The sequence below is a fragment of the Pseudomonas sp. GW821-FHT05H12 genome (assembly GCF_059419385.1).
Genome location: NZ_JBWKRS010000021.1, coordinates 56,624 through 76,583, shown reverse-complemented (window position 1 = coordinate 76,583; position 19,960 = coordinate 56,624). Strand labels below are relative to the sequence as shown.

General features: G+C 59.5%; 13 protein-coding genes and 2 tRNA genes. 10 read left to right on the top strand and 5 right to left on the bottom strand.

Going from position 1 to position 19,960, the window contains the following annotated elements; translation table 11 throughout:
- Positions 1 to 76: 76 nt before the first annotated feature.
- The 4 genes from AC07SU_RS19190 to AC07SU_RS19175 all read right to left on the bottom strand — a co-directional run bounded on the left by AC07SU_RS19190 (position 77) and on the right by AC07SU_RS19175 (position 3,160).
- The gene (locus tag AC07SU_RS19190) at positions 77 to 1,642 is read right to left on the bottom strand and encodes an ABC transporter permease (protein WP_494997905.1); all 1,566 of its coding nucleotides are present in this window, start codon (positions 1,640 to 1,642) and stop codon (positions 77 to 79) included.
- Positions 1,642 to 2,667, bottom strand: coding sequence for an iron ABC transporter substrate-binding protein (locus tag AC07SU_RS19185; RefSeq protein WP_494997904.1), 1,026 nt, complete (start codon positions 2,665 to 2,667; stop codon positions 1,642 to 1,644). Before AC07SU_RS19185 ends, AC07SU_RS19190 begins: the two co-directional genes overlap by 1 nt.
- Positions 2,668 to 2,811: 144 nt before the next feature.
- Positions 2,812 to 2,898 (bottom strand) — tRNA-Leu (locus tag AC07SU_RS19180).
- Positions 2,899 to 3,073: 175 nt separating this feature from the next.
- Positions 3,074 to 3,160, bottom strand: a tRNA-Leu gene (locus tag AC07SU_RS19175).
- Between the two features lie 224 nt (positions 3,161 to 3,384).
- On the opposite strand from AC07SU_RS19175, the gene rnr reads away from it, so the two are divergent.
- The 7 genes from rnr to dnaB all read left to right on the top strand — a co-directional run bounded on the left by rnr (position 3,385) and on the right by dnaB (position 10,683).
- Positions 3,385 to 6,021, top strand: coding sequence for a ribonuclease R (gene rnr, locus AC07SU_RS19170; protein ID WP_494997903.1), 2,637 nt, complete (start codon positions 3,385 to 3,387; stop codon positions 6,019 to 6,021).
- Positions 6,018 to 6,773 (top strand): 23S rRNA (guanosine(2251)-2'-O)-methyltransferase RlmB, encoded by a 756-nt coding sequence (gene rlmB / locus AC07SU_RS19165; protein ID WP_038851248.1) that lies wholly within the window; start codon positions 6,018 to 6,020, stop codon positions 6,771 to 6,773. The genes rnr and rlmB overlap by 4 nt, the downstream gene beginning before the upstream one ends.
- A 325-nt stretch (positions 6,774 to 7,098) precedes the next feature.
- Positions 7,099 to 7,521 (top strand): 30S ribosomal protein S6, encoded by a 423-nt coding sequence (gene rpsF / locus AC07SU_RS19160; protein WP_008035342.1) that lies wholly within the window; start codon positions 7,099 to 7,101, stop codon positions 7,519 to 7,521.
- Between the two features lie 28 nt (positions 7,522 to 7,549).
- Positions 7,550 to 7,780 carry a 30S ribosomal protein S18 gene (gene rpsR, locus AC07SU_RS19155; RefSeq protein ID WP_002551829.1) on the top strand — a complete coding sequence of 77 codons (231 nt, stop codon included), beginning with the start codon at positions 7,550 to 7,552 and terminating at the stop codon, positions 7,778 to 7,780.
- Between the two features lie 36 nt (positions 7,781 to 7,816).
- On the top strand, positions 7,817 to 8,710 hold the full coding sequence (locus AC07SU_RS19150; protein WP_494997902.1) for a hypothetical protein: 894 nt from the start codon (positions 7,817 to 7,819) through the stop codon (positions 8,708 to 8,710).
- Between the two features lie 18 nt (positions 8,711 to 8,728).
- Positions 8,729 to 9,175, top strand: coding sequence for a 50S ribosomal protein L9 (gene rplI / locus AC07SU_RS19145; protein ID WP_003171376.1), 447 nt, complete (start codon positions 8,729 to 8,731; stop codon positions 9,173 to 9,175).
- Between the two features lie 110 nt (positions 9,176 to 9,285).
- On the top strand, positions 9,286 to 10,683 hold the full coding sequence (dnaB, locus tag AC07SU_RS19140) for a replicative DNA helicase (protein WP_016972593.1): 1,398 nt from the start codon (positions 9,286 to 9,288) through the stop codon (positions 10,681 to 10,683).
- Positions 10,684 to 10,692: 9 nt separating this feature from the next.
- On the opposite strand, the gene AC07SU_RS19135 is transcribed toward dnaB, so the two are convergent.
- A complete protein-coding gene (locus tag AC07SU_RS19135; protein ID WP_494997901.1) occupies positions 10,693 to 15,762 on the bottom strand; it encodes a hypothetical protein in 5,070 nt (1,689 codons plus the stop codon).
- A gap of 264 nt (positions 15,763 to 16,026) precedes the next feature.
- Between AC07SU_RS19135 and AC07SU_RS19130 the strand changes: the two genes are divergently transcribed.
- The 3 genes from AC07SU_RS19130 (at position 16,027) to AC07SU_RS19120 (ending at position 19,901) form a co-directional block, all read left to right on the top strand.
- Positions 16,027 to 18,330, top strand: coding sequence for a YgiQ family radical SAM protein (locus tag AC07SU_RS19130; RefSeq protein WP_494997900.1), 2,304 nt, complete (start codon positions 16,027 to 16,029; stop codon positions 18,328 to 18,330).
- Between the two features lie 204 nt (positions 18,331 to 18,534).
- Positions 18,535 to 19,455, top strand: coding sequence for an Ssp4 family T6SS effector (gene ssp4, locus AC07SU_RS19125; RefSeq protein ID WP_494997899.1), 921 nt, complete (start codon positions 18,535 to 18,537; stop codon positions 19,453 to 19,455).
- Positions 19,452 to 19,901, top strand: coding sequence for a hypothetical protein (locus AC07SU_RS19120; RefSeq protein ID WP_494997898.1), 450 nt, complete (start codon positions 19,452 to 19,454; stop codon positions 19,899 to 19,901). The genes ssp4 and AC07SU_RS19120 overlap by 4 nt, the downstream gene beginning before the upstream one ends.
- The last annotated feature ends 59 nt before the right edge of the window (positions 19,902 to 19,960 follow it).

Sequence of the window (19,960 nt, the reverse complement as noted above, 5' to 3'; positions counted from 1 at the left end):
CCTCATCGCAGGCAAGCCAGCTCCCACAGGGGAATGCATTCCAAAGGTGGGAGCTGGCTTGCCTGCGATAGCGGTCTTAACGGCTCAAATACATCCGCGTCGTGAGCAGATACACCGGCAACCCCGACACCACTATCAACAACGCCGCATAAGGCGCCGCCGCCGCGAACTCCACATTCGAGGTATGCGCCCACACCGCTGTCGCCAGGGTATTGAGGCCCGTCGGACTCAGCAGCAAGGTGGCAGTCAATTCCTTCATCGCATCCAGAAACACCAGTGCAAATGCAGCGCCCAGCGCCGGGAAGATAATTGGCAGCGTCACCCGGCAGAACGCACTGAATGACGATGCTCCCAGTGTACGTGCCGCTTCTTCCAATTGTGGCGCGGCCTTGTTCAGTGCCGTGCGAATCGGTGCCTGGGCCAGCGGCAAAAACAGCAGCGCATACGCGATTAACAGCAGTGCCGACGTCTGATACAGCGCCGGTACATAATGCAGGGCGAAATACACCAGCGTCAGTGCAATCACCAGGCCGGGCAGGGCGTGCAGCAGGTAAGGCAGGCGTTCGGCCCAGATCGCCAACTGGCCTTTATAGCGCACCACCAGCAGCCCGACGGGTACCGCCAATACCAGGCACAACGCCGCGCCGCCCAGGGACAGCGCGAGTGACGACAGCAATGCCTCGCCAATTTCGGCTACCGGAAATGCTGCTGACGAACCCACGGCTAACCAGTAACCGAGCATCCCCAGCGGAATCCCGCTGCCGATGATTGCCAGCACCAGACAAAAGAGTTGCCCCAGCGGCGCCCACTTGCCCAGCCGTACTTGTTCGGCGTGCCGCGCCGCGCCCTGGCCGATGCGCACGTGTCGGCCTTTGCCGCGCACGCGCAGCTCCAGCCACAGCAGCGTCAAGCACATCACCAGCAATACCGCCGACAGCATTGCGGCGTTGGCATTGCTGAATTCCAGTTCGAACTGCTGGTAGATCGCCGTGGTGAAGGTCTGCAGGCCGATGATCGACAGGGCGCCGAATTCCACCAGCATGTGCAACGCGATCAGCAGCGCTCCGGCCAGTAGCGAAGGCCACAGCAGTGGCAGCGTAATGCGGAAAAACACGCCCCAGCGATTCAGCCCCAGGGTGCGGGCCGATTCTTCCAGGGAGGGATCAAGATTGCGCAATGTCGCTGCCACCGGCAGAAACACCAGCGGGTATTTGGACAGGCTCATCACCAGGATCGCGCCGCCCAGGCCTTCGAAATTCGCGCTGAGCGACACCCAGGTAAAGCTGCTGACAAATGCGGGCACCGCAAACGGCAGGCACAGAATCACACCCCAGATGCGTCGCCCCGGCAGGTTGCTGCGTTCCAGCAGCCAGGCCAGTGACAGGCCGATCACACCGCAGGTCACTGTGACGCCGACCATCAGCGCCAAGGTGTTACGCAGCAGCCCGAAGACATATGGCCGCCACAACAGATGCAGCGCCTGCGTCCAGCCGGCTTGCCATGCCTTGAGCCCGACATACACCAGCGGCAGCAGGCTGAGGCCTACCAGCAACAGTACCGGCAGTAGCAGCCAGATCGACGGGCGCTTGCGCCTGGGGCTCAAGCCCCCACGCAGGGTGGGGGCGGTCAACGATGGGTTCATCAGTTCAAGCCAACGTCACGTTCCAGGTCCAGGGCCTCTTCAGCATTGCCAAGGTCCGCCGGGGTGACTTTCGGCGGTTGCAGTTCGCTGAACGGCTTGAGGCCACGGTTGGATTCCATGCCCTTGCGCAACGGGTATTCGGCCGAGGTGTTGGTGATCACGCGCTGGCCTTCTTCGCTGGCCATGAATGCCAGCAATTGCTGAGCTTCCTTGGGGTGCTTGCTGGATTTGAGCGCGGCGGCGGACGACACGGTGATCAGGCCGCCGACATCGCCGTCGGTGAAGTAGTGCAGTTGGGAGTCCAGCTTGGTTTTTTCTTTCTTCAGGGCGAACCAGTAGTAGTTGTTCACCAGCACGGTGGCCACTTCGCCGTTTTCCACGGCTTTGAGGGCGACCATGTTGTTGCTGTACACCTTGCCGAATGCACGCAGGCCGGTCAGCCATTCCTCGGCAGCTTCGCGGCCGTGCAGCTTGATGATGGCCACGGCCTGTTCCTGGAAGGCGCCGCTGGTGGGCACGAAGCCGACCTTGCCTTGCCACTCGGGGCCGGCGAAATCCAGTACTGACTTGGGCAGGTCTTTTTCAGCGATCAGTTTGGGGTTGAAGGCCACGACGCGGGTGCGTGCGGTCACGCCCATCCAGTCGCCGTTGGCACCTACGTAATCCTTGGGCAGCACGTCGAGGGTGCTGGCGTCGATCTTGGCCAGCAGGCCTTGCTCGCCGAGTTTGTTCAGAGGCGGTGATTCTTCAGTGTAGATCACGTCGGCAGGGGAGCGGTCGCCTTCTTCAACGACTTGGCTGGCCAGCTGGTTGCTGCTGCCTTTGCGCACGTTGACGTGAATGCCGGTCTTGGCTTCGAAGGCCTTGGCGAGCTCGTCGCCGACTTCTTTATGCTGGCCGTTGTACAAGGTCAGGGAGACTTTGTCGGCGGAGTGGGCGGTAGGAGAGAGCAGGGTCAGGCCGAGCAGAGTGATGGTCAGGCCACGCAGAAGGGATGTCTTGAGACGGGTATCGCGGATCATCATCCGGGGTTTTCCTCACTTGAGTGCAACAAATCGTTGCAAGGATAAACGATAAAGTTTCTCAGGTGCGGACGAGGAGGGAATAGGGGAGTAAGTTTTCAAACCCCGGAAACGAAAAAACCCGCTTTCGCGGGTTTGATCTGAATTTGGTGCCCAGGAGAAGACTCGAACTTCCACGACCGTAAGGTCACCAGCACCTGAAGCTGGCGTGTCTACCAATTTCACCACCTGGGCTTATCAACAACGCTTGCGCTGTTGATGGAGCGAACTATACGGAGGGCTTTTTGATCTGTAAACCCCTGATTCGAAAATATAAATCAAAAATCTCGTTAAGAATCAAAGGCCTGAAACGCAAAAACCCGCTTTCGCGGGTTTTTGGAGACTCAAGGCATAACCTTGAGTTTGAAATTGGTGCCCAGGAGAAGACTCGAACTTCCACGACCTTGCGATCACCAGCACCTGAAGCTGGCGTGTCTACCAATTTCACCACCTGGGCAGCATCAACAACGTTGCCGTCGTCGATGGCGCGCACTATACGGAGGGGATTTTGAGCTGTAAACCCCTGCCATGAAAAAAGCCTGGAATTTTTCGCCAGTGGTCATGCAAGGTGCACTGCGGGGGCCGGAAAGGGCTTTTAAACGCTTGTTGATGCCTGAAATTTCCCGTTTCAATACGCGTATGCCAAACTAACCCGCATATAGACAAGGTGAAAACTCTCTAATGGCCGATTGGCAGTCCCTCGATCCCGAGGCCGCTCGTGAAGCGGAAAAATATGAAAACCCTATTCCTAGCCGCGAACTGATCCTGGCGCATCTCGCCGATCGGGGTTCGCCTGCTAGCCGCGAGCAGCTGGTTGAAGAATTCGGTCTGACCACCGAAGACCAACTCGAAGCGCTGCGCCGCCGCCTGCGCGCCATGGAGCGCGATGCACAACTGATCTACACCCGCCGTGGCACTTACGCGCCCGTGGACAAGCTCGACCTGATCCTGGGCCGCATCGCCGGTCACCGTGACGGCTTCGGCTTCCTGATCCCGGACGATGGCAGTGACGACCTGTTCATGAGCCCCGCGCAAATGCGCCTGGTGTTCGACGGTGACCGCGCCCTGGCACGCGTGTCCGGCCTCGACCGTCGCGGTCGCCGTGAAGGCGTGATCGTCGAAGTGGTGTCCCGTGGTCACGAGACCATCGTCGGTCGTTACTTCGAAGAAGGTGGCATTGGTTTTGTCGTGCCGGATAACCCCAAGGTGCAGCAGGAAGTGCTGATCACCCCGGGCCGCAACGCCAACGCCAAGATCGGTCAGTTCGTCGAGGTGAAAATCACCCATTGGCCAACCCCGCGCTTCCAGCCGCAGGGTGACGTGATCGAAGTGGTCGGCAACTACATGGCGCCAGGCATGGAAATCGATGTGGCGCTGCGCACCTACGATATCCCCCACGTCTGGCCTGAAGCTGTCGTCAAAGAAGCCCGCAAGCTCAAGCCTGAAGTGGAAGAGAAGGACAAAGAGAAGCGCATCGACCTGCGCCATCTTCCGTTCGTCACCATCGACGGTGAAGACGCCCGCGACTTCGACGACGCCGTTTACTGCGAAGCCAAGCCAGGCAAGCTGCGCCTGTTCTCCGGTGGCTGGAAGTTGTACGTGGCGATTGCCGACGTCTCCAGCTATGTGAAGATCGGTTCAGCGCTGGATGCCGAGGCTCAGGTGCGTGGCAACTCGGTGTACTTCCCCGAGCGCGTGATTCCGATGCTGCCAGAGGAATTGTCCAACGGCCTGTGCTCCCTGAACCCGAAAGTCGACCGCTTGGCCATGGTGTGCGAGATGACCATCTCGAAAACCGGCGAAATGACCGACTACCAGTTCTACGAGGCGGTGATTCACTCTCAGGCACGCCTGACCTACAACAAGGTCAGCACCATCCTGGAAGCGCCGAAGACCAGCGAAGCCAAGGCTTTGCGTGGCGAATACGCTGGCGTGGTGCCGCACCTCAAGCAGCTGTATGCGCTGTACAAGGTGTTGCTGGGCGCCCGTCACACCCGTGGCGCGATCGATTTTGAAACCCAGGAAACCCGGATCGTCTTCGGTTCCGAGCGCAAGATCGCCGCGATCACCCCGACTACGCGCAACGACGCGCACAAGCTGATCGAGGAATGCATGCTGGCCGCCAACGTGGCCACTGCTGAATTCCTGAAAAAGCACGAGATTCCTGCGTTGTACCGCGTGCACGACGGCCCGCCGCCGGAGCGCCTGGAAAAACTGCGTGCGTTCCTCGGCGAGCTCGGCCTGTCCCTGCACAAAGGCAAGGACGGCCCGACGCCGAAGGATTACCAGGCTCTGCTGGCCAGCATCAAGGACCGTCCGGATTACCACGTGATCCAGACCGTCATGCTGCGCTCCCTGAGCCAGGCGGTGTACAGCGCGGATAACCAGGGCCACTTCGGCCTGAATTACGAGGCGTACACCCACTTCACCTCGCCGATCCGTCGTTACCCGGACCTGCTCACGCACCGCGCCATCCGCAGTGTGATCCACTCCAAGCAGAACACCCCGCACGTCAAGCGCGCCGGTGCCATGACCATTCCGAAGGCGCGGATCTATCCGTACGACGAAGCGGCCCTGGAGCAGTTGGGCGAGCAGTGCTCGATGAGCGAGCGCCGCGCCGACGAAGCCACCCGCGACGTGGTAAACTGGCTCAAATGCGAGTTCATGAAAGACCGCGTGGGCGAGTCGTTCCCGGGCGTGATCACAGCCGTGACCGGCTTTGGTCTTTTCGTTGAATTGACCGATATCTACGTCGAAGGCCTGGTGCACGTCACCGCCTTGCCGGGTGACTACTACCACTTCGACCCTGTGCATCACCGCCTGGCGGGCGAGCGTACTGGTCGCAGCTTCCGTTTGGGCGACACGGTGGAAGTACAGGTCATGCGCGTCGACCTCGACGAACGCAAGATCGACTTCGGCATGTCCGACAAGCCGGCCGAATCGCCTGGCAACCGTAAAAACCGCGGCAGCAAAACCGCGACGCCGGCCGCCAAAGGCAAAGATGCGCCTGCGAAAGCAGCAGCCACCGAGCCTGCGCCAGCCAAGCCGGCTCGCCGTTCTTCTGCCAAGGACAAGGCCCCTGAAGCCTACCGCCCAAGCGACGCTGCGGCAAAAAATGCCGAAGTGCGCAAGAGCCGCGAGTTGAAGCAGCAGTTGCTCAACGAAGCCAAAAGCGGTGGTAAAGCGGCGTCTGGGGGAAAGTCCCACGGGTCGGAAAAACCGTCGAGCAAGCCAAGTAAACACCGTAAAGGCCCGCCCAAAGCGGGTTCGGCCCCTGCCAAGAGCGGCGGGTCGCGCAAACCTAAGGCCAAGTCATGAGTCTGGAAAAAATCTACGGCGTCCACGCCGTAGAAGCACTGCTGCGTCACCACCCTAAGCGCGTCAAGCAGGTGTGGTTGGCAGAAGGTCGCAGCGAGCCGCGCGTACAGGCGCTGGTCGAGTTGGCCACCCAAAACAAGGTTGCCATCGGCCAGGCCGAGCGCCGCGAGATGGATGTGTGGGTCGAAGGCGTCCACCAGGGCGTGGTGGCGGATGTCAGCCCGAGCCAGGTCTGGGGCGAGGCGATGCTCGACGAGCTGCTCGACCGTACCGAAGGCGCGCCGCTGCTGCTGGTGCTGGACGGTGTGACCGACCCGCACAACCTCGGCGCCTGCCTGCGTTCGGCGGATGCTGCTGGTGCGCTGGCGGTCATCGTGCCAAAAGACAAGTCTGCCACGCTGACGCCCGTGGTGCGTAAAGTGGCCTGTGGCGCGGCGGAGGTGATTCCGCTGGTGGCCGTGACCAACCTGGCGCGCACCCTGGAAAAACTCCAGCAGCGCGGCCTGTGGGTCGTGGGCACGGCGGGGGAGGCTGAGGTCAGCATTTATGACCAGGACCTCACCGGCCCAACCATCCTGATCATGGGTGCCGAAGGCAAAGGCATGCGCCGCCTGACCCGTGAGCATTGTGACTACCTGGTGCACCTGCCGATGGCCGGTAGCGTCAGCAGCCTCAACGTGTCGGTCGCCACCGGCGTGTGCCTGTTCGAAGCCCAGCGCCAGCGTGGCGCCAAGGCCAAGCCGAAGAAATAACTGCCTCAACCTGTAGGAGCCGGCTTGTGTGGGAGCTGGCTTGCCTGCGATAGCATCACCTCAGTATTGCTGAAAGACCGAGGTGCCTGCATCGCGGGCAAGCCCGGCTCCCACAAAGGCCGGCTCCTGCAATGGTTTTTGGTGTTTAGGTGATTGTTCAAATAATCACCAATCACCTTGCGCCCTTTCTCCCCCTTCTCTACAATTGCGCCCCTTGCCTTCCTGGCAGGCGCCTATGTGCCTCCCCGCGGCAAGATCCATAAGTGTCATTCACTCCTTGTCTGACCGTTTTTGAGCGGCAGGCTACAACCCGTAAGGAGCATTCATGCGTCATTACGAAATCATCTTTTTGGTCCACCCGGATCAAAGCGAGCAAGTCGGCGGCATGGTTGAGCGTTACACCAAGCTGATCGAAGAAGACGGCGGCAAAATCCACCGTCTGGAAGATTGGGGCCGTCGTCAACTGGCCTACGCAATCAACAATGTTCACAAGGCTCACTACGTGATGCTGAACGTTGAGTGCACTGGCAAGGCCCTGGCCGAGCTGGAAGACAACTTCCGCTACAACGATGCAGTGATCCGTAACCTGGTCATCCGTCGCGAAGAAGCCGTTACCGGCCAATCCGAGATGCTCAAGGCTGAAGAAAACCGCAGTGAGCGCCGTGAGCGTCGCGACCGTCCTGAGCACTCCGACGCCGAAGGCGTTGATGGTGATGACAGCGACAACAGCGATAACGCTGACGAGTAATCCACGGACCTTTTAAGGAGCCTATCAAATGGCACGTTTCTTCCGTCGTCGTAAATTCTGCCGCTTCACCGCTGAAGACGTGAAAGAGATCGATTACAAAGATCTCAACACTCTGAAAGCCTACGTATCCGAGACCGGCAAAATCGTTCCAAGCCGCATCACCGGTACCAAAGCTCGTTATCAGCGTCAGCTGGCCACCGCTATCAAGCGCGCCCGCTTCCTGGCCCTGCTGGCCTACACCGACAGCCACGGCCGCTGAGACCGGGCAGTCGACAAGTAGTAAGGGATTGAATGCATGCGCGCCTTAGCTGAGTTCATCATGCGCGGTCGCGTGCAGGCCACTCTGGTAGTGGCCGGATGTGCGGCATTGCCGTTGCTTTATTGGTTAGGTGCTGCCGCAGGTTGCCTTGTGCTGCTGCGGCGCGGTTTGAAGGACGCCTTTGGCGTTCTTGCCCTGGGATTGTTGCCGGCCTTGATCTGGTGGCTGCAATTTGGTGATCCACGAGTACTTCTGGTACTGCTGGGGTCATCGAGCCTTGCGTTGGTTTTACGCGCAAGTGAGTCCTGGGTCCGTACGCTGCTGGTCAGCGTGGCATTGGGTTTGGTGTATTCAGTGATGCTTGGCGCGGCTTTCCGCCCGCAAATCGAGGTGCTGGCACAGGAGATCGTCAAGATCCTGCCGCTGGCCCTCGGGGATCTCTACCAGCAATTGGAGGTAGATGAGCGAGCGCAACTTGCGTCACTGATTGCACCGGTCCTGACCGGCCTGATTGCGGCATTGTTGCAGGTCGTTAGCGTGCTGAGCCTGATTCTTGGGCGTTATTGGCAGGCGTTGTTGTACAACCCGGGTGGTTTTGGTCGCGAGTTTCGCGATATCAGGATCCCCGCGGGGCCGGCGATGTTGCTGCTGGCGTGCATGGTTGTCGGGCCGAAGTTAGGTCCACAGATGGCCTTGCTGGCGCCGATTTGCAGCGTACCGCTGGTGTTTGCCGGGCTGGCCCTGATTCATGGGCTCGTTGCGCGAAAGCGCCTTGCCAAGTTCTGGCTGGTGGGGTTGTACGTCACGCTGTTGCTGTTCATGCAGCTGATCTATCCGTTACTCGTGGTCTTGGCCATTGTCGACGGCCTGATTGATTTTCGCGGTCGTCTGGCGTCGAAAGACGCCGATAACGCGAACGGTGAAGGTTAAAAGTTAGAGGATTTTCACATGCAACTGATCCTTCTGGAAAAAGTCGCCAACCTGGGCAACCTGGGCGACAAAGTGAACGTTAAGGCCGGCTACGGTCGTAACTACCTGCTGCCATACGGCAAAGCCACCGCTGCAACCGCTGCCAACCTGGCTGCGTTTGAAGAGCGTCGTGCTGAGCTGGAAAAAGCAGCAGCAGACAAAAAAGCTTCGGCCGAAACTCGCGCTGCCCAACTGGCTGAGCTGGAAGTGACTATCACTGCCACCGCTGGTGACGAAGGCAAGCTGTTCGGTTCGATCGGCACCCACGACATCGCTGATGCACTGACCGCCTCCGGCGTTGAAGTGCAGAAGAGCGAAGTTCGTCTGCCGAACGGCACCATCCGCAACGTAGGCGAATTCGACGTAGCCGTGCACCTGCACGCCGAAGTTGAAGCCACCGTACGCGTTGTCGTGGTAGCAGCTTAAGTCGCACCTAACTGACTGGCACCTCGCGTGCCAGGCGGTTAACATCGGGCACGATCCTGTTTACAGGTCGTGCCTTTTGTTTTTCTACAAACCCCAAATTCCAAGTGGCCATGAACGATATTTCAGCTCCTGAGCAATACGATCTGCAAACCGCTGCCCTGAAGGTGCCGCCGCATTCCATCGAGGCCGAACAGGCCGTGCTCGGTGGCTTGATGCTGGACAACAACGCCTGGGAGCGCGTGCTGGATCAAGTCTCGGACGGTGATTTCTATCGCCATGACCACCGCCTGATCTTCCGCGCCATCGCCAAGCTGGCCGACCAGAATTCACCCATCGACGTGGTGACCCTGGCCGAACAGCTGGACAAGGAAGGCCAGACCTCCCAGGTCGGCGGCCTGGGCTACCTCGGCGAGCTGGCGAAAAACACGCCGTCCGTCGCCAACATCAAGGCCTATGCCCAGATCGTGCGCCAGCGGGCCACGCTGCGCCAGCTGATCGGCATCAGCACCGAGATCGCCGACAGTGCCTTCAACCCGGAAGGGCGCACCGCCGAAGAGATCCTCGACGAAGCCGAGCGCCAGATCTTCCAGATCGCCGAAGCCCGCCCGAAAACCGGCGGCCCGGTGGGCGTCAACGAGCTGTTGACCAAGGCCATCGACCGCATTGACACGCTGTTTAACACCGACGCGGCCATCACCGGTATTTCCACCGGCTACACCGACCTCGACGAGAAGACCAGCGGCCTGCAACCCGCCGACTTGATCATCGTCGCCGGCCGTCCGTCCATGGGTAAGACCACCTTTGCGATGAACCTGGTGGAAAACGCCGTGTTGCGCAGCGACAAGGCCGTGCTGGTGTACTCCCTGGAGATGCCAGGTGAATCGCTGATCATGCGGATGCTGTCGTCCCTGGGTCGTATCGACCAGACCAAGGTCCGTTCCGGCCAACTCGAAGACGACGACTGGCCGCGCCTGACCTCGGCGGTCAACCTGCTCAACGACCGCAAGCTGTTCATCGATGACACGGCGGGCATCAGCCCCTCCGAGATGCGCGCGCGTACCCGCCGCCTGGTGCGTGAGCACGGCGACATCGCCCTGATCATGATCGACTACCTGCAGTTGATGCAGATCCCGGGTTCCAGTGGTGACAACCGCACCAACGAGATTTCCGAGATCTCCCGGTCCCTCAAGGCCCTGGCCAAGGAATTCAACTGCCCGGTGGTGGCGCTGTCCCAGCTCAACCGCTCCCTGGAACAACGTCCCAACAAGCGCCCGGTGAACTCCGACTTGCGGGAATCGGGTGCGATCGAGCAGGACGCCGACGTGATCATGTTCGTGTACCGCGACGAGGTGTACCACCCCGAAACGGAACACAAAGGCATTGCCGAGATCATCATCGGCAAGCAGCGGAACGGCCCGATCGGTTTCATCCGCCTGGCGTTCATTGGCAAATACACCCGCTTCGAAAACCTTGCACCGGGCAGTTACAACTTCGATGACGACGAGTAACCGTCACGCCTACGGCACGCGTTCAAACAGCTTTTGTGCAACTTTCAAGCTGATTGCTTCACGCCAAATGGCTTGATGAGCACGCCCCGCTTGCTCCTCGCGTTGCTGAAAGTCGCTGCCCTGTCGGCTTTGCGCCAGAGTTTTCAAATGGCCGCCTTTGATCATGTAGTCCAGCGCCGGGCGATCAAGGCGGTCGTAATGGAAATGTGCTTCCCATAGCGGCGTATTGTCGGCGGCGTCGTTGATCCCATACACATCCAGATATGAGCGCTCATTACCCTTGCCCAGCGATTTGCGGTTCAGTGTTTTGACAACCCTGAGCTGGGCATTGTCGAGCAGATAATCCAGACGCTGTACATTGAGCACGTCTTTGTTCTTGTACATACGGATCAGCAGGTCGCGACCTTCCGTCATCAAACGGTTACTGCCCGCCTTCAAGCGCGCGATCCTGTCGCTGTCTACGTCCGAGCCCTCAAGTTTATGCGCCAGTTCGCTCAGCTGGTTGGCCTTGCTGCTCAAAAACTCGTAGATATTGGTCGGGTAGTGTTTTTTACGTTCGTTGGCTCGCGCCAGTGCCACATGGTCATCCACTTTTGCCAGCAGGGCGTCGGCTTGTCCTGCCAGCAAGGGTTTGGCCGGCGGGCTGAGAGCGACCTCCACGAGTTGCCATTCGCCAGCCTTTTTCTCATAGCGGCGTGCTGTATCCAGCTTGAACGGATCATCCACGGTTACCGTCACGCTGCCATCCGCTGCGGTTTCCTTGATGCCCACCATGACTTTGTAGGCACCGTTGCGCCGTGTGCGAAACATCTTCCGGACAGTGGCCGGCCCGGGGGCTTCAGCAGGTTGCGCCGGGATAAAATCAAAATCGATGTCCTGATCGTAGGCCGGTAACTCCTGATTGCTCGCCAGTTTTTCATGCAGTTGGGTAATACGGTTTTCCAGTTGGGTTTCATAGGTGTCGATGATCGCGAGGATGCCGTTGACCGATGCGATCCGTTCCGGGGAAACCGTACCCAGCAGTGCCACATAGTCGGGTTTCTCCACCGCGATCTGCTCCAGCGCCAGGCGCAACGCCACGGGTTGGGAGCGTTCGGGGATATTCGGCAGGTCCTCCGTCACCCAATGAATGGCCATGGCGGTATCGATCCCGATGGTAGGAGGGGCCTTGGGATTGTCGGTGAGCAGGCGGTTCAGCACGTTGAAACGCGTGACTTGCACCTTGTTTTCATCGGGAAGGCCAGCATTGATGCGGTCCATTTTCTCGGCATCGCTGCGTGACAGTTTGCGGATCTGTTCGATCACCTCCTTGCGCTTTTGCAGAATTTCGAGTTTTTTGTTCATGTGGGCCAGGACCTTCTTGCACGTCTCAGCGGTGATGTCTTGCTCGACAACCTGGCGACCACGCAGGTCCATGATGACCATGAGCTTGTTCAGGAAGTCGACTCGGAGGGTCTGTTGCTCCACCAGTTCTTCCTTGTACAGGCCTCCTGTCTTGAGCAGTACCAACCAGTCCTTGTGTTCAATCAGCGAGTTGACATAGCTCTCCTGCAGGCGTGTGTGCCTGATAGTGTGCACTTCAAGCGCTACCAGTGCGGCCGTTTCGGCATCGCTGCCTTCAGGGTGTTTTTGCGCCAGTGCCAATAGTTCGTCAAACCGTGTACCAGAAGAAACCAAGCCGTTGAAGGCCGTCCGAATGGGCTCATAACGTTGCATCAAGAAGGCCTTGATGTCATGCCGCTGTGCAGTGCGGCGCATTCCGCCGAGGGCACCAACGAGTGCCGTGACCCACAAATTGGCAGTATTGCGCGTGATAGCACGGGTCTCGCCGCTGCGGCTGGCACGGTAAATATTCTCGCTCTCCAGCGCCACCGGATCTTGAGGTTTAACAATGCGCCAGACCTTGTTATCGACAGTCGAGGCATCAAGGTCGAGCATTACTTGATAGGCTTTCTGATCAACATTGACGTATTTTCGACCGGCGATTGTGTAAATGCCGTCGACATCGGGCAGTTGTGCGACTTGGTGCGTGTCAAAGGCGCGCCAATCGGCCAGTGTTTGGCTGGAAAGAGGCAGCTGTGGGGAAGGCGGCAGGACGTCAGGTAGATAGTCACGATGTACGCGTGCTTGTTGCATGACATCCGTGACTAATCCAGCGCGATCATAGATGCCCCTGCCCAGGCTGTTGCGTTGCGCGTCAGTGAGGGTGCGAAGGGTGGCACTGACCAGGCTGTTTTCAGTGGCGGGCGGCAGTTGCACATCGCCGCTGTCTTGCAGGTAGCCGGCGTACTTGCGGCCATCTTTGACCAGCATCACAAACGTGTCCGAATCCGGATGGCCGTAGGTGTCCAATAAAAGGCCGCGCCCGGTCACGTGGCCGGCGTGATTATAGGTCGGCAGGTAAACCTGGATCGCAAGGTTGGTCGGCCAGTTCGGCAGCAATGGCAGCAAATGACAGAACAAGGCTTCGCTGTGCTGATCAAGGCCGATGCCAGCCGAATCGCTCAAGGCGCCCAGTGCCTGGACCACGCGACTCTCTCTCACGTGCGCATGGATTGCGGCGCGAGCGGGCGCGTCGATGGGGGAGTAGTCGCCAGCGGTCAATGAAGGATGCAGGCGCGCCAGCTCATCCGCTGCGCTGCGGGAAAGGTCAGGGAAGCGGCGCCGCAACGTGTGGCTCACCGACTGCTCGATGGGTCTGTCTGTCGGTGCGAACCGTCGGGCACCATTGCTTACGGCCAGTTGCCCGCGCGGCAGACCGCGCCACAGCGCGTGAAACACCTCGTCAAGATGTTGGCCAAGGTGCTCGCCCAGTGTTTTACGCACCTCCAACAGGCGATTCGCCAGGTGCTGGTCCTGAGCGTTGATCCCGGTTTTGCCCAGGGTTGCGCCGGGGTTCAGTCGCTCGTATTCCTTTACTGCCAGATGCAGCAGTGTGTCAGGGGGGGAGGTAGGCGCTCGCGTGCGATAGTCGCCGTCGCCGGTCTGCAGCAGTTCGATCACCGGTGCAGCCCGTTCGTTGACGGCGAGCACAGGTGAATGCCGGGTGATCAGCGTGGTGCCGTCAAGTTGATAAATAGCGAGGTCGCAACGGCTGATGTCGGCCAGCAGTGCAGGCAACAGTTGATCGGCGATCGCCGGCAGGCGCGTGTCCGGCTGTTGGAGTGCGCTGTGCAGCAACCGGATTTGCTCGCGCAGATACTGTTCCTCGATGGCTTGGGTGAACGTCCAGCGGGGTGTTTCATGGCCTGCCCAGGCATTCAGCAATTGCCGGCGATCAATGCCTGCCACATCCAGTGCCCTGCGACAGCCGTCCAGTGACAGAGCCTGTTCGGTTGGGGCCAGTATCCGTTGCAGGAGCTGATGGTCGCTGAGTGGCTGCGTGTCGATAGGGTCCAGCGTCCAGCGTTTGTGCTGTGGGTGGTAAGTGACAAACGGCTCGAAAGCGGCGGTCTGATGGGTCAGGCGATAGCGTCCTGAGACACTGTCCCGTGCAACCCTGGCCACCTTGTCCTGGCCTTCGACACTGATTTTGATGAAGTGCTGGCCGGCGCGCTCGAACAGCCCTTGCTCGTTCGCTTCGAGACCCTCCAGGGTTTTGGGATCAACCTGGGTATAGGCCTGCATGAACCACAACCCCGGGCTGCCAGCACCCTGCATGCCTGCTTTGGGCGAACCCAGGGTGTGCATCAACTGCCGGTTCCGGTGTTGTGACAAGCGAGCGCCCACACCTTGAAGGCGTGCGCTGACCACCAGATCGAAGATATCGCTTACCGCCTGGATCAGCTCGGCCTGGCGCCCCTGGCGCAAGGCGCTCACTGCCTCTACGGTCTGGGCTGTCAATGTACCAAGGGTGGCGAACAGCATGACCCTGCTCAAGCCTGTCACGCCGCCGGGTACCGGGATCAGCAGCATCGACAAGGTTTCGCTGACCACATATTTGAGTAAGCCCAGTGCAGCCTCGCGATCGGCCAGGCGCGTGTTGCGGGCCAGGCGTACAAGGTCGGACTGGATTGGCCACGACAGGCTGATCGCCAGCGTGTGCATCAATGAGTGCGGTGCCACACCGTAGGGTTCGATCAGCAATTTTTCCCGGTTTGGGGTTTTGCTGGTGAACAGGTCGTAGAAAAGGCGTGCGTGCCAGTAAAGCTTATCGCGGTTGACGGTGAGCGGCTTGATGAACGTTCTGAGCTTTTCCTGGTTGTTCAGCGAAAGGGTTTTGATAAACCAATTGAACGTTTCCAGGTTCACGTCATTGCGCAATTGCAGCTGCAAGCCTTCCACGGCGTCGGCCACGGAAAAATGACGACGAAACGCGCCGTTTGGGCGGTCGGGGAAATAGCTGTAAACCCGTGTGCCCTGGGGGGTCTCAAAGCGTCGGGTAAAGAACGGCAGGGTGATTTTTTCACCGCCTGCATCGATCTGGTAGGTACTCCAGTTGAAGGTGTTATCGGACAGTTGCCGATTGAGGCGGTTGAATTCCTGCGCGTCGATGCCCCATGGCTGCGTTGTGCGGCAGGCGTCATGCAGGGCCAGCGACAGTTTGGTGGCGTGCAAGGAGAACAGCGGGGCAGATAACCGTGCTGTGTAGTTCTGTTCAATGAAATCGGTGACTTGTCTGCCCAGGTCGGTTTGCCGCGCAACCTCAACAAATTCGGACACGTTAAGGCTATTGTCGCTGATGTAGCTGGCGTTCTGTTCTTCTGTCGAAAAGTAAGCGGTAAAGCCGAAGTTGCGCTGTGCCGCTTCCAGCAACGTCATGGACCTTTCGTACTCACGAACGGCGAGGTCTTCTTTGAACATCTGAACGTGCTGGCTCAACGCGTCGTTGTCGTCAATCTCCGGTAAATCGCTTGCAGGAATTGGCAGTTGCCGAACACGTGTTTTCAGATAAGTGGTACGCGCATTTATCGTTTTGCCGGTCTTGAGCCGGAGTGCGGTTTCCAGTGACTCCAGCATTTGTCGGTTGAGGTCACTATAGAAACTGTTGATTGCCAGGCTCAGGGTTGTTTCATGCCTGATGTGTTCCTTGCATAGACGCAGGTAGTCTTGTTGCTGTGCCGGGGTGAGTTTGCCCATGAAGGTGTTCAGGTTACCTTCAATGACATTCAGGGCCTGAAGCTCGCTCCAGTATTCACTGGACGGTATAACGCTGGGGGCGTGGGTGGCAGGAGTCGCCATGGTCGTCGCTCGAAAAAAGAATCGAGCGACTCTAGGCATTGGGAGACCCGTTCAGGCGGTACTTATTATTGTCTTTAAAAGCCGACCATTGCCGTCGGAATTGGTCAAAATTTGTGCTATATTCCGCGCCCGCGATTTTTCATCTCAACACCGGTCACCGTCATGCAAACAGCCAAGCCGTTATTTGACTATCCCAAGTACTGGGCCGAATGTTTCGGTCCAGCGCCATTCCTGCCCATGAGCAGGGAGGAGATGGATCAGCTTGGCTGGGATTCCTGCGACATCATCATCGTCACCGGTGATGCCTACGTTGACCATCCCTCGTTCGGCATGGCGATCATCGGCCGGCTGCTGGAGTCCCAGGGCTTCCGCGTCGGGATCATCGCCCAGCCGAACTGGCAGTCCAAAGACGACTTCATGAAGCTCGGCGAGCCGAACCTGTTCTTCGGCGTCGCGGCCGGCAACATGGACTCGATGATCAACCGCTACACCGCCGACAAGAAAATCCGTTCCGACGACGCCTACACCCCTGGCGGCATGGCCGGCAAACGCCCGGACCGCGCCAGCCTGGTGTACAGCCAGCGTTGCAAGGAAGCCTACAAGAACGTGCCGATCGTACTCGGCGGCATCGAAGCCTCCCTGCGCCGCATCGCTCACTACGACTACTGGCAGGACCGCGTGCGCAACTCGATCCTGATCGACGCCACCGCCGACATCCTGCTGTACGGCAACGCCGAGCGCGCGATTGTCGAAGTTGCCCAGCGCCTGTCGTGGGGCCACAAGATCGAAGACATCACCGACGTGCGCGGCACCGCGTTTATCCGCCGTGACACGCCGGTGGGCTGGTACGAAGTGGACTCCACCCGTATCGATCGTCCGGGCAAGATCGACAAGATCATCAACCCGTACGTGAACACCCAGGACACCCAGGCCTGTGCCATCGAGCAGGAAAAAGGTCCGCAGGACGATCCGGAAGAAGCCAAGGTCGTGCAGATCCTGGCCAGCCCGAAGATGACCCGCGACAAGACCGTGATCCGTCTGCCGTCGGTCGAGAAAGTGCGCAACGACGCGGTGCTTTATGCCCACGCCAACCGCGTGCTGCACCTGGAAACCAACCCGGGCAACGCCCGCGCCCTGGTGCAGAAGCACGGAGAGGTGGATGTGTGGTTCAACCCGCCGCCCATTCCTATGACCACTGAAGAAATGGACTACGTGTTCGGCATGCCTTACGCCCGTGTTCCGCACCCGGCGTACGGCAAGGAGAAGATCCCGGCCTACGACATGATCCGCTTCTCGGTGAACATCATGCGTGGCTGCTTCGGCGGCTGCACCTTCTGCTCGATCACCGAGCACGAAGGCCGCATCATCCAGAACCGTTCCGAAGAGTCGATCATTCGCGAGATCGAGGAGATCCGCGACAAGGTCCCGGGCTTTACCGGCGTGATCTCCGACCTCGGCGGCCCGACCGCGAACATGTACCGCATTGCGTGCAAGAGCCCGGAAATCGAATCCGCATGCCGCAAGCCATCGTGCGTGTTCCCGGGCATCTGCCCGAACCTGAACACCGACCACTCGTCGCTGATCCAGCTGTACCGCAGCGCCCGTGCGTTGCCGGGTGTGAAGAAGATTCTGATCGCCTCCGGCCTGCGCTACGACCTCGCCGTGGAGTCGCCGGAGTACGTGAAAGAGCTGGTCACCCACCACGTCGGTGGCTACCTCAAGATCGCCCCGGAACACACCGAGGAAGGTCCGCTCAACCAGATGATGAAGCCGGGCATTGGCAGCTATGACAAGTTCAAGCGCATGTTCGAGAAGTACACCAAGGAAGCGGGCAAGGAGCAGTACCTGATCCCGTACTTCATCGCGGCCCACCCGGGCACCACCGACGAAGACATGATGAACCTGGCCCTGTGGCTCAAGGGCAACGGCTTCCGTGCCGACCAGGTGCAGGCGTTCTACCCGTCGCCGATGGCCACCGCCACTGCGATGTACCACTCGGGCAAAAACCCGCTGCGCAAGGTCACGTACAAGAGCGACGCGGTGACCATCGTCAAGAGCGAGGAGCAGCGCCGCCTGCACAAGGCGTTCCTGCGCTACCACGACCCGAAAGGCTGGCCGATGCTGCGTGAAGCGCTGACCCGCATGGGCCGCGCCGACCTGATCGGGCCGGGCAAGGACCAGTTGATCCCGCTGCACCAGCCGAGCACCGACAGCTACCAGAGCGCCCGTCGCAAGAACTCGACGCCGGCTGGCAGCCACAAGGTCGCCAAGGAAACCACCACCAAAATCCTCACCCAGCACACCGGCCTGCCGCCGCGTGGCAGTGATGGCAGCAACCCGTGGGACAAGCGCGAACAAGCCAAGGCTGCGGCCCAGGCACGCAACAAGCAGGCCGCCAAGGAGCGCAGCGATGCCGCGAAGGGCAAGGGCGGCAAGCCTGCGCGCAAGCCCGTCGTGCCGCGTTGATCGCAGCCTGAATAAACAAAACGCCAGCCTCGTGCTGGCGTTTTGCTTTCTATTCGCTGGCGAGCCTGTTTGTTAAGGTGGCGCCTATTGAATCGCCATCGCCGGCAAGCCCGCTCCCACCGTTTGGAACGCGTTCCCCTGTAGGAGCCGGCTTGCCGGCGATGGGGCCAGCACGGCCACCAACACCGTCAAGGAAGAACACTCATGGGCAACCCCCTGGCCACCATCGGCATGGACTCCAACCGCTCCCAATTCATGGCGCGCCAGCGCATTGAAAGTCAGATCAACCTACCGCGCCTGTTTGCGGCCATCGACGCCGATCCCGCCATCGTCGGCGCGGGTGTCGTGTACATCGACGCCGATTTTAACGTGGTGACCCTGCGCGAATTCCAACCCATCTGCAGCATCGCGCCCAAGCGGTTGATCCTGCGTGAGGCGCAGAAGTACATCGCACCGACGCAATTCGCTCAGCAGGTGCAAGACAACCCCCGCGAATCGCGATTAGTGGGCGAAGCGGTCAATACCACCTTGTCGTGTGCAGGAGCGGTGATCGGATGGATTGTGGTGCTCAGTGGTTCCGTCGCGGTTCCGTTTTCGGCGGGGGCCAGTTCGGTGGTCGTGGCACTCGGCTACACCGCCGCCGCAGCCAGCTCAGTGCAGTGTTTTGCCAGCGGCTATCGCACTGTCAATGAAATCCGCAACCCTGCCAAGAATGATCAGCTCGACAGCGAAGAGTGGTACCAATACACCATGATTGCGCTGGATGCCGCCTCGTTGGTCGGGGTGGGTGCATCGTCACTGGCGACGCTCAAACTGGTCCGGCTGAACAAGGCGACCACCGGGAAAAGTGTGAGAGAGGTGCTCCGTGGCTTGAACCGTCAGGAGCGTGCCAAACTCACGAAGGAGCTATTGAGTATCAACGACCCACGCCTGACATCGAAGATGATCAAGTTGAAGCAACTGTCGGGCGAGCTGCCAAAACGGTTCACGCCCACCGAGGTCAAGCACGCGACTGTGACGCAAATCAAGGATGCCTTGGGCGCAGCCATCGGCTTCACCGGCAGCGCGGTTTCGGGGAACGTGCGCACGATTGCGGTGGGGTTGTATGAGGAAGCCGAGCAATGAGTGAGTTTCCCAGTATCCGCAGCTTTCTATCGACCTACTTTCCGGTTTTCATGGGGGCGATATTCGCCTCCATTTTTACCTTGGTGTTTGCGGTGCCGCAGTTTTTCGACAGTTACTTACCCCGCCTTTCCATGGAGGACAACGCCAAGTATTCCTTCCTGGGAGGCATAGCACTCACCTTGGTCATTGTGCATTGCAACTTCATGATTGCCCGTGGATACCCGCAGTGGGTACGGCCGCTGGTGGGGCTACTGGGGCTCTGCTTTCTGGGTGTATTGCCAACCTTTAGTGATCAACCGCACCGCCTCATGTTTGGCTTGAGCTTGCTGTTCCCGTTAATCGGGCTGCTACTGCTCAACAGCCAGCGCCATCGCGAAATGCGTCAGAAACTGCGCGAAGTGCGCCACCTGCGTGAAGCCGTGATTGCCCGCCACAAATCCCTGTGACTGGGTAGATTCCCCACCCCGCTTCACACTCGCGCCACAAATATGTGCGTCACTCGCAC

Excerpts from the sequence above, each read along its gene's own strand:
- AC07SU_RS19190 (WP_494997905.1), bottom strand. The coding sequence starts at position 1,642 with ATGAACCCATCGTTGACCGCCCCCACCCTGCGTGGGGGCTTGAGCCCC.
- AC07SU_RS19185 (WP_494997904.1), bottom strand. The coding sequence starts at position 2,667 with ATGATGATCCGCGATACCCGTCTCAAGACATCCCTTCTGCGTGGCCTG.
- rnr (WP_494997903.1), top strand. The coding sequence starts at position 3,385 with ATGGCCGATTGGCAGTCCCTCGATCCCGAGGCCGCTCGTGAAGCGGAA.
- rlmB (WP_038851248.1), top strand. The coding sequence starts at position 6,018 with ATGAGTCTGGAAAAAATCTACGGCGTCCACGCCGTAGAAGCACTGCTG.
- rpsF (WP_008035342.1), top strand. The coding sequence starts at position 7,099 with ATGCGTCATTACGAAATCATCTTTTTGGTCCACCCGGATCAAAGCGAG.
- rpsR (WP_002551829.1), top strand. The coding sequence starts at position 7,550 with ATGGCACGTTTCTTCCGTCGTCGTAAATTCTGCCGCTTCACCGCTGAA.
- AC07SU_RS19150 (WP_494997902.1), top strand. The coding sequence starts at position 7,817 with ATGCGCGCCTTAGCTGAGTTCATCATGCGCGGTCGCGTGCAGGCCACT.
- rplI (WP_003171376.1), top strand. The coding sequence starts at position 8,729 with ATGCAACTGATCCTTCTGGAAAAAGTCGCCAACCTGGGCAACCTGGGC.
- dnaB (WP_016972593.1), top strand. The coding sequence starts at position 9,286 with ATGAACGATATTTCAGCTCCTGAGCAATACGATCTGCAAACCGCTGCC.
- AC07SU_RS19135 (WP_494997901.1), bottom strand. The coding sequence starts at position 15,762 with ATGGGCAAACTCACCCCGGCACAGCAACAAGACTACCTGCGTCTATGC.
- AC07SU_RS19130 (WP_494997900.1), top strand. The coding sequence starts at position 16,027 with ATGCAAACAGCCAAGCCGTTATTTGACTATCCCAAGTACTGGGCCGAA.
- ssp4 (WP_494997899.1), top strand. The coding sequence starts at position 18,535 with ATGGGCAACCCCCTGGCCACCATCGGCATGGACTCCAACCGCTCCCAA.
- AC07SU_RS19120 (WP_494997898.1), top strand. The coding sequence starts at position 19,452 with ATGAGTGAGTTTCCCAGTATCCGCAGCTTTCTATCGACCTACTTTCCG.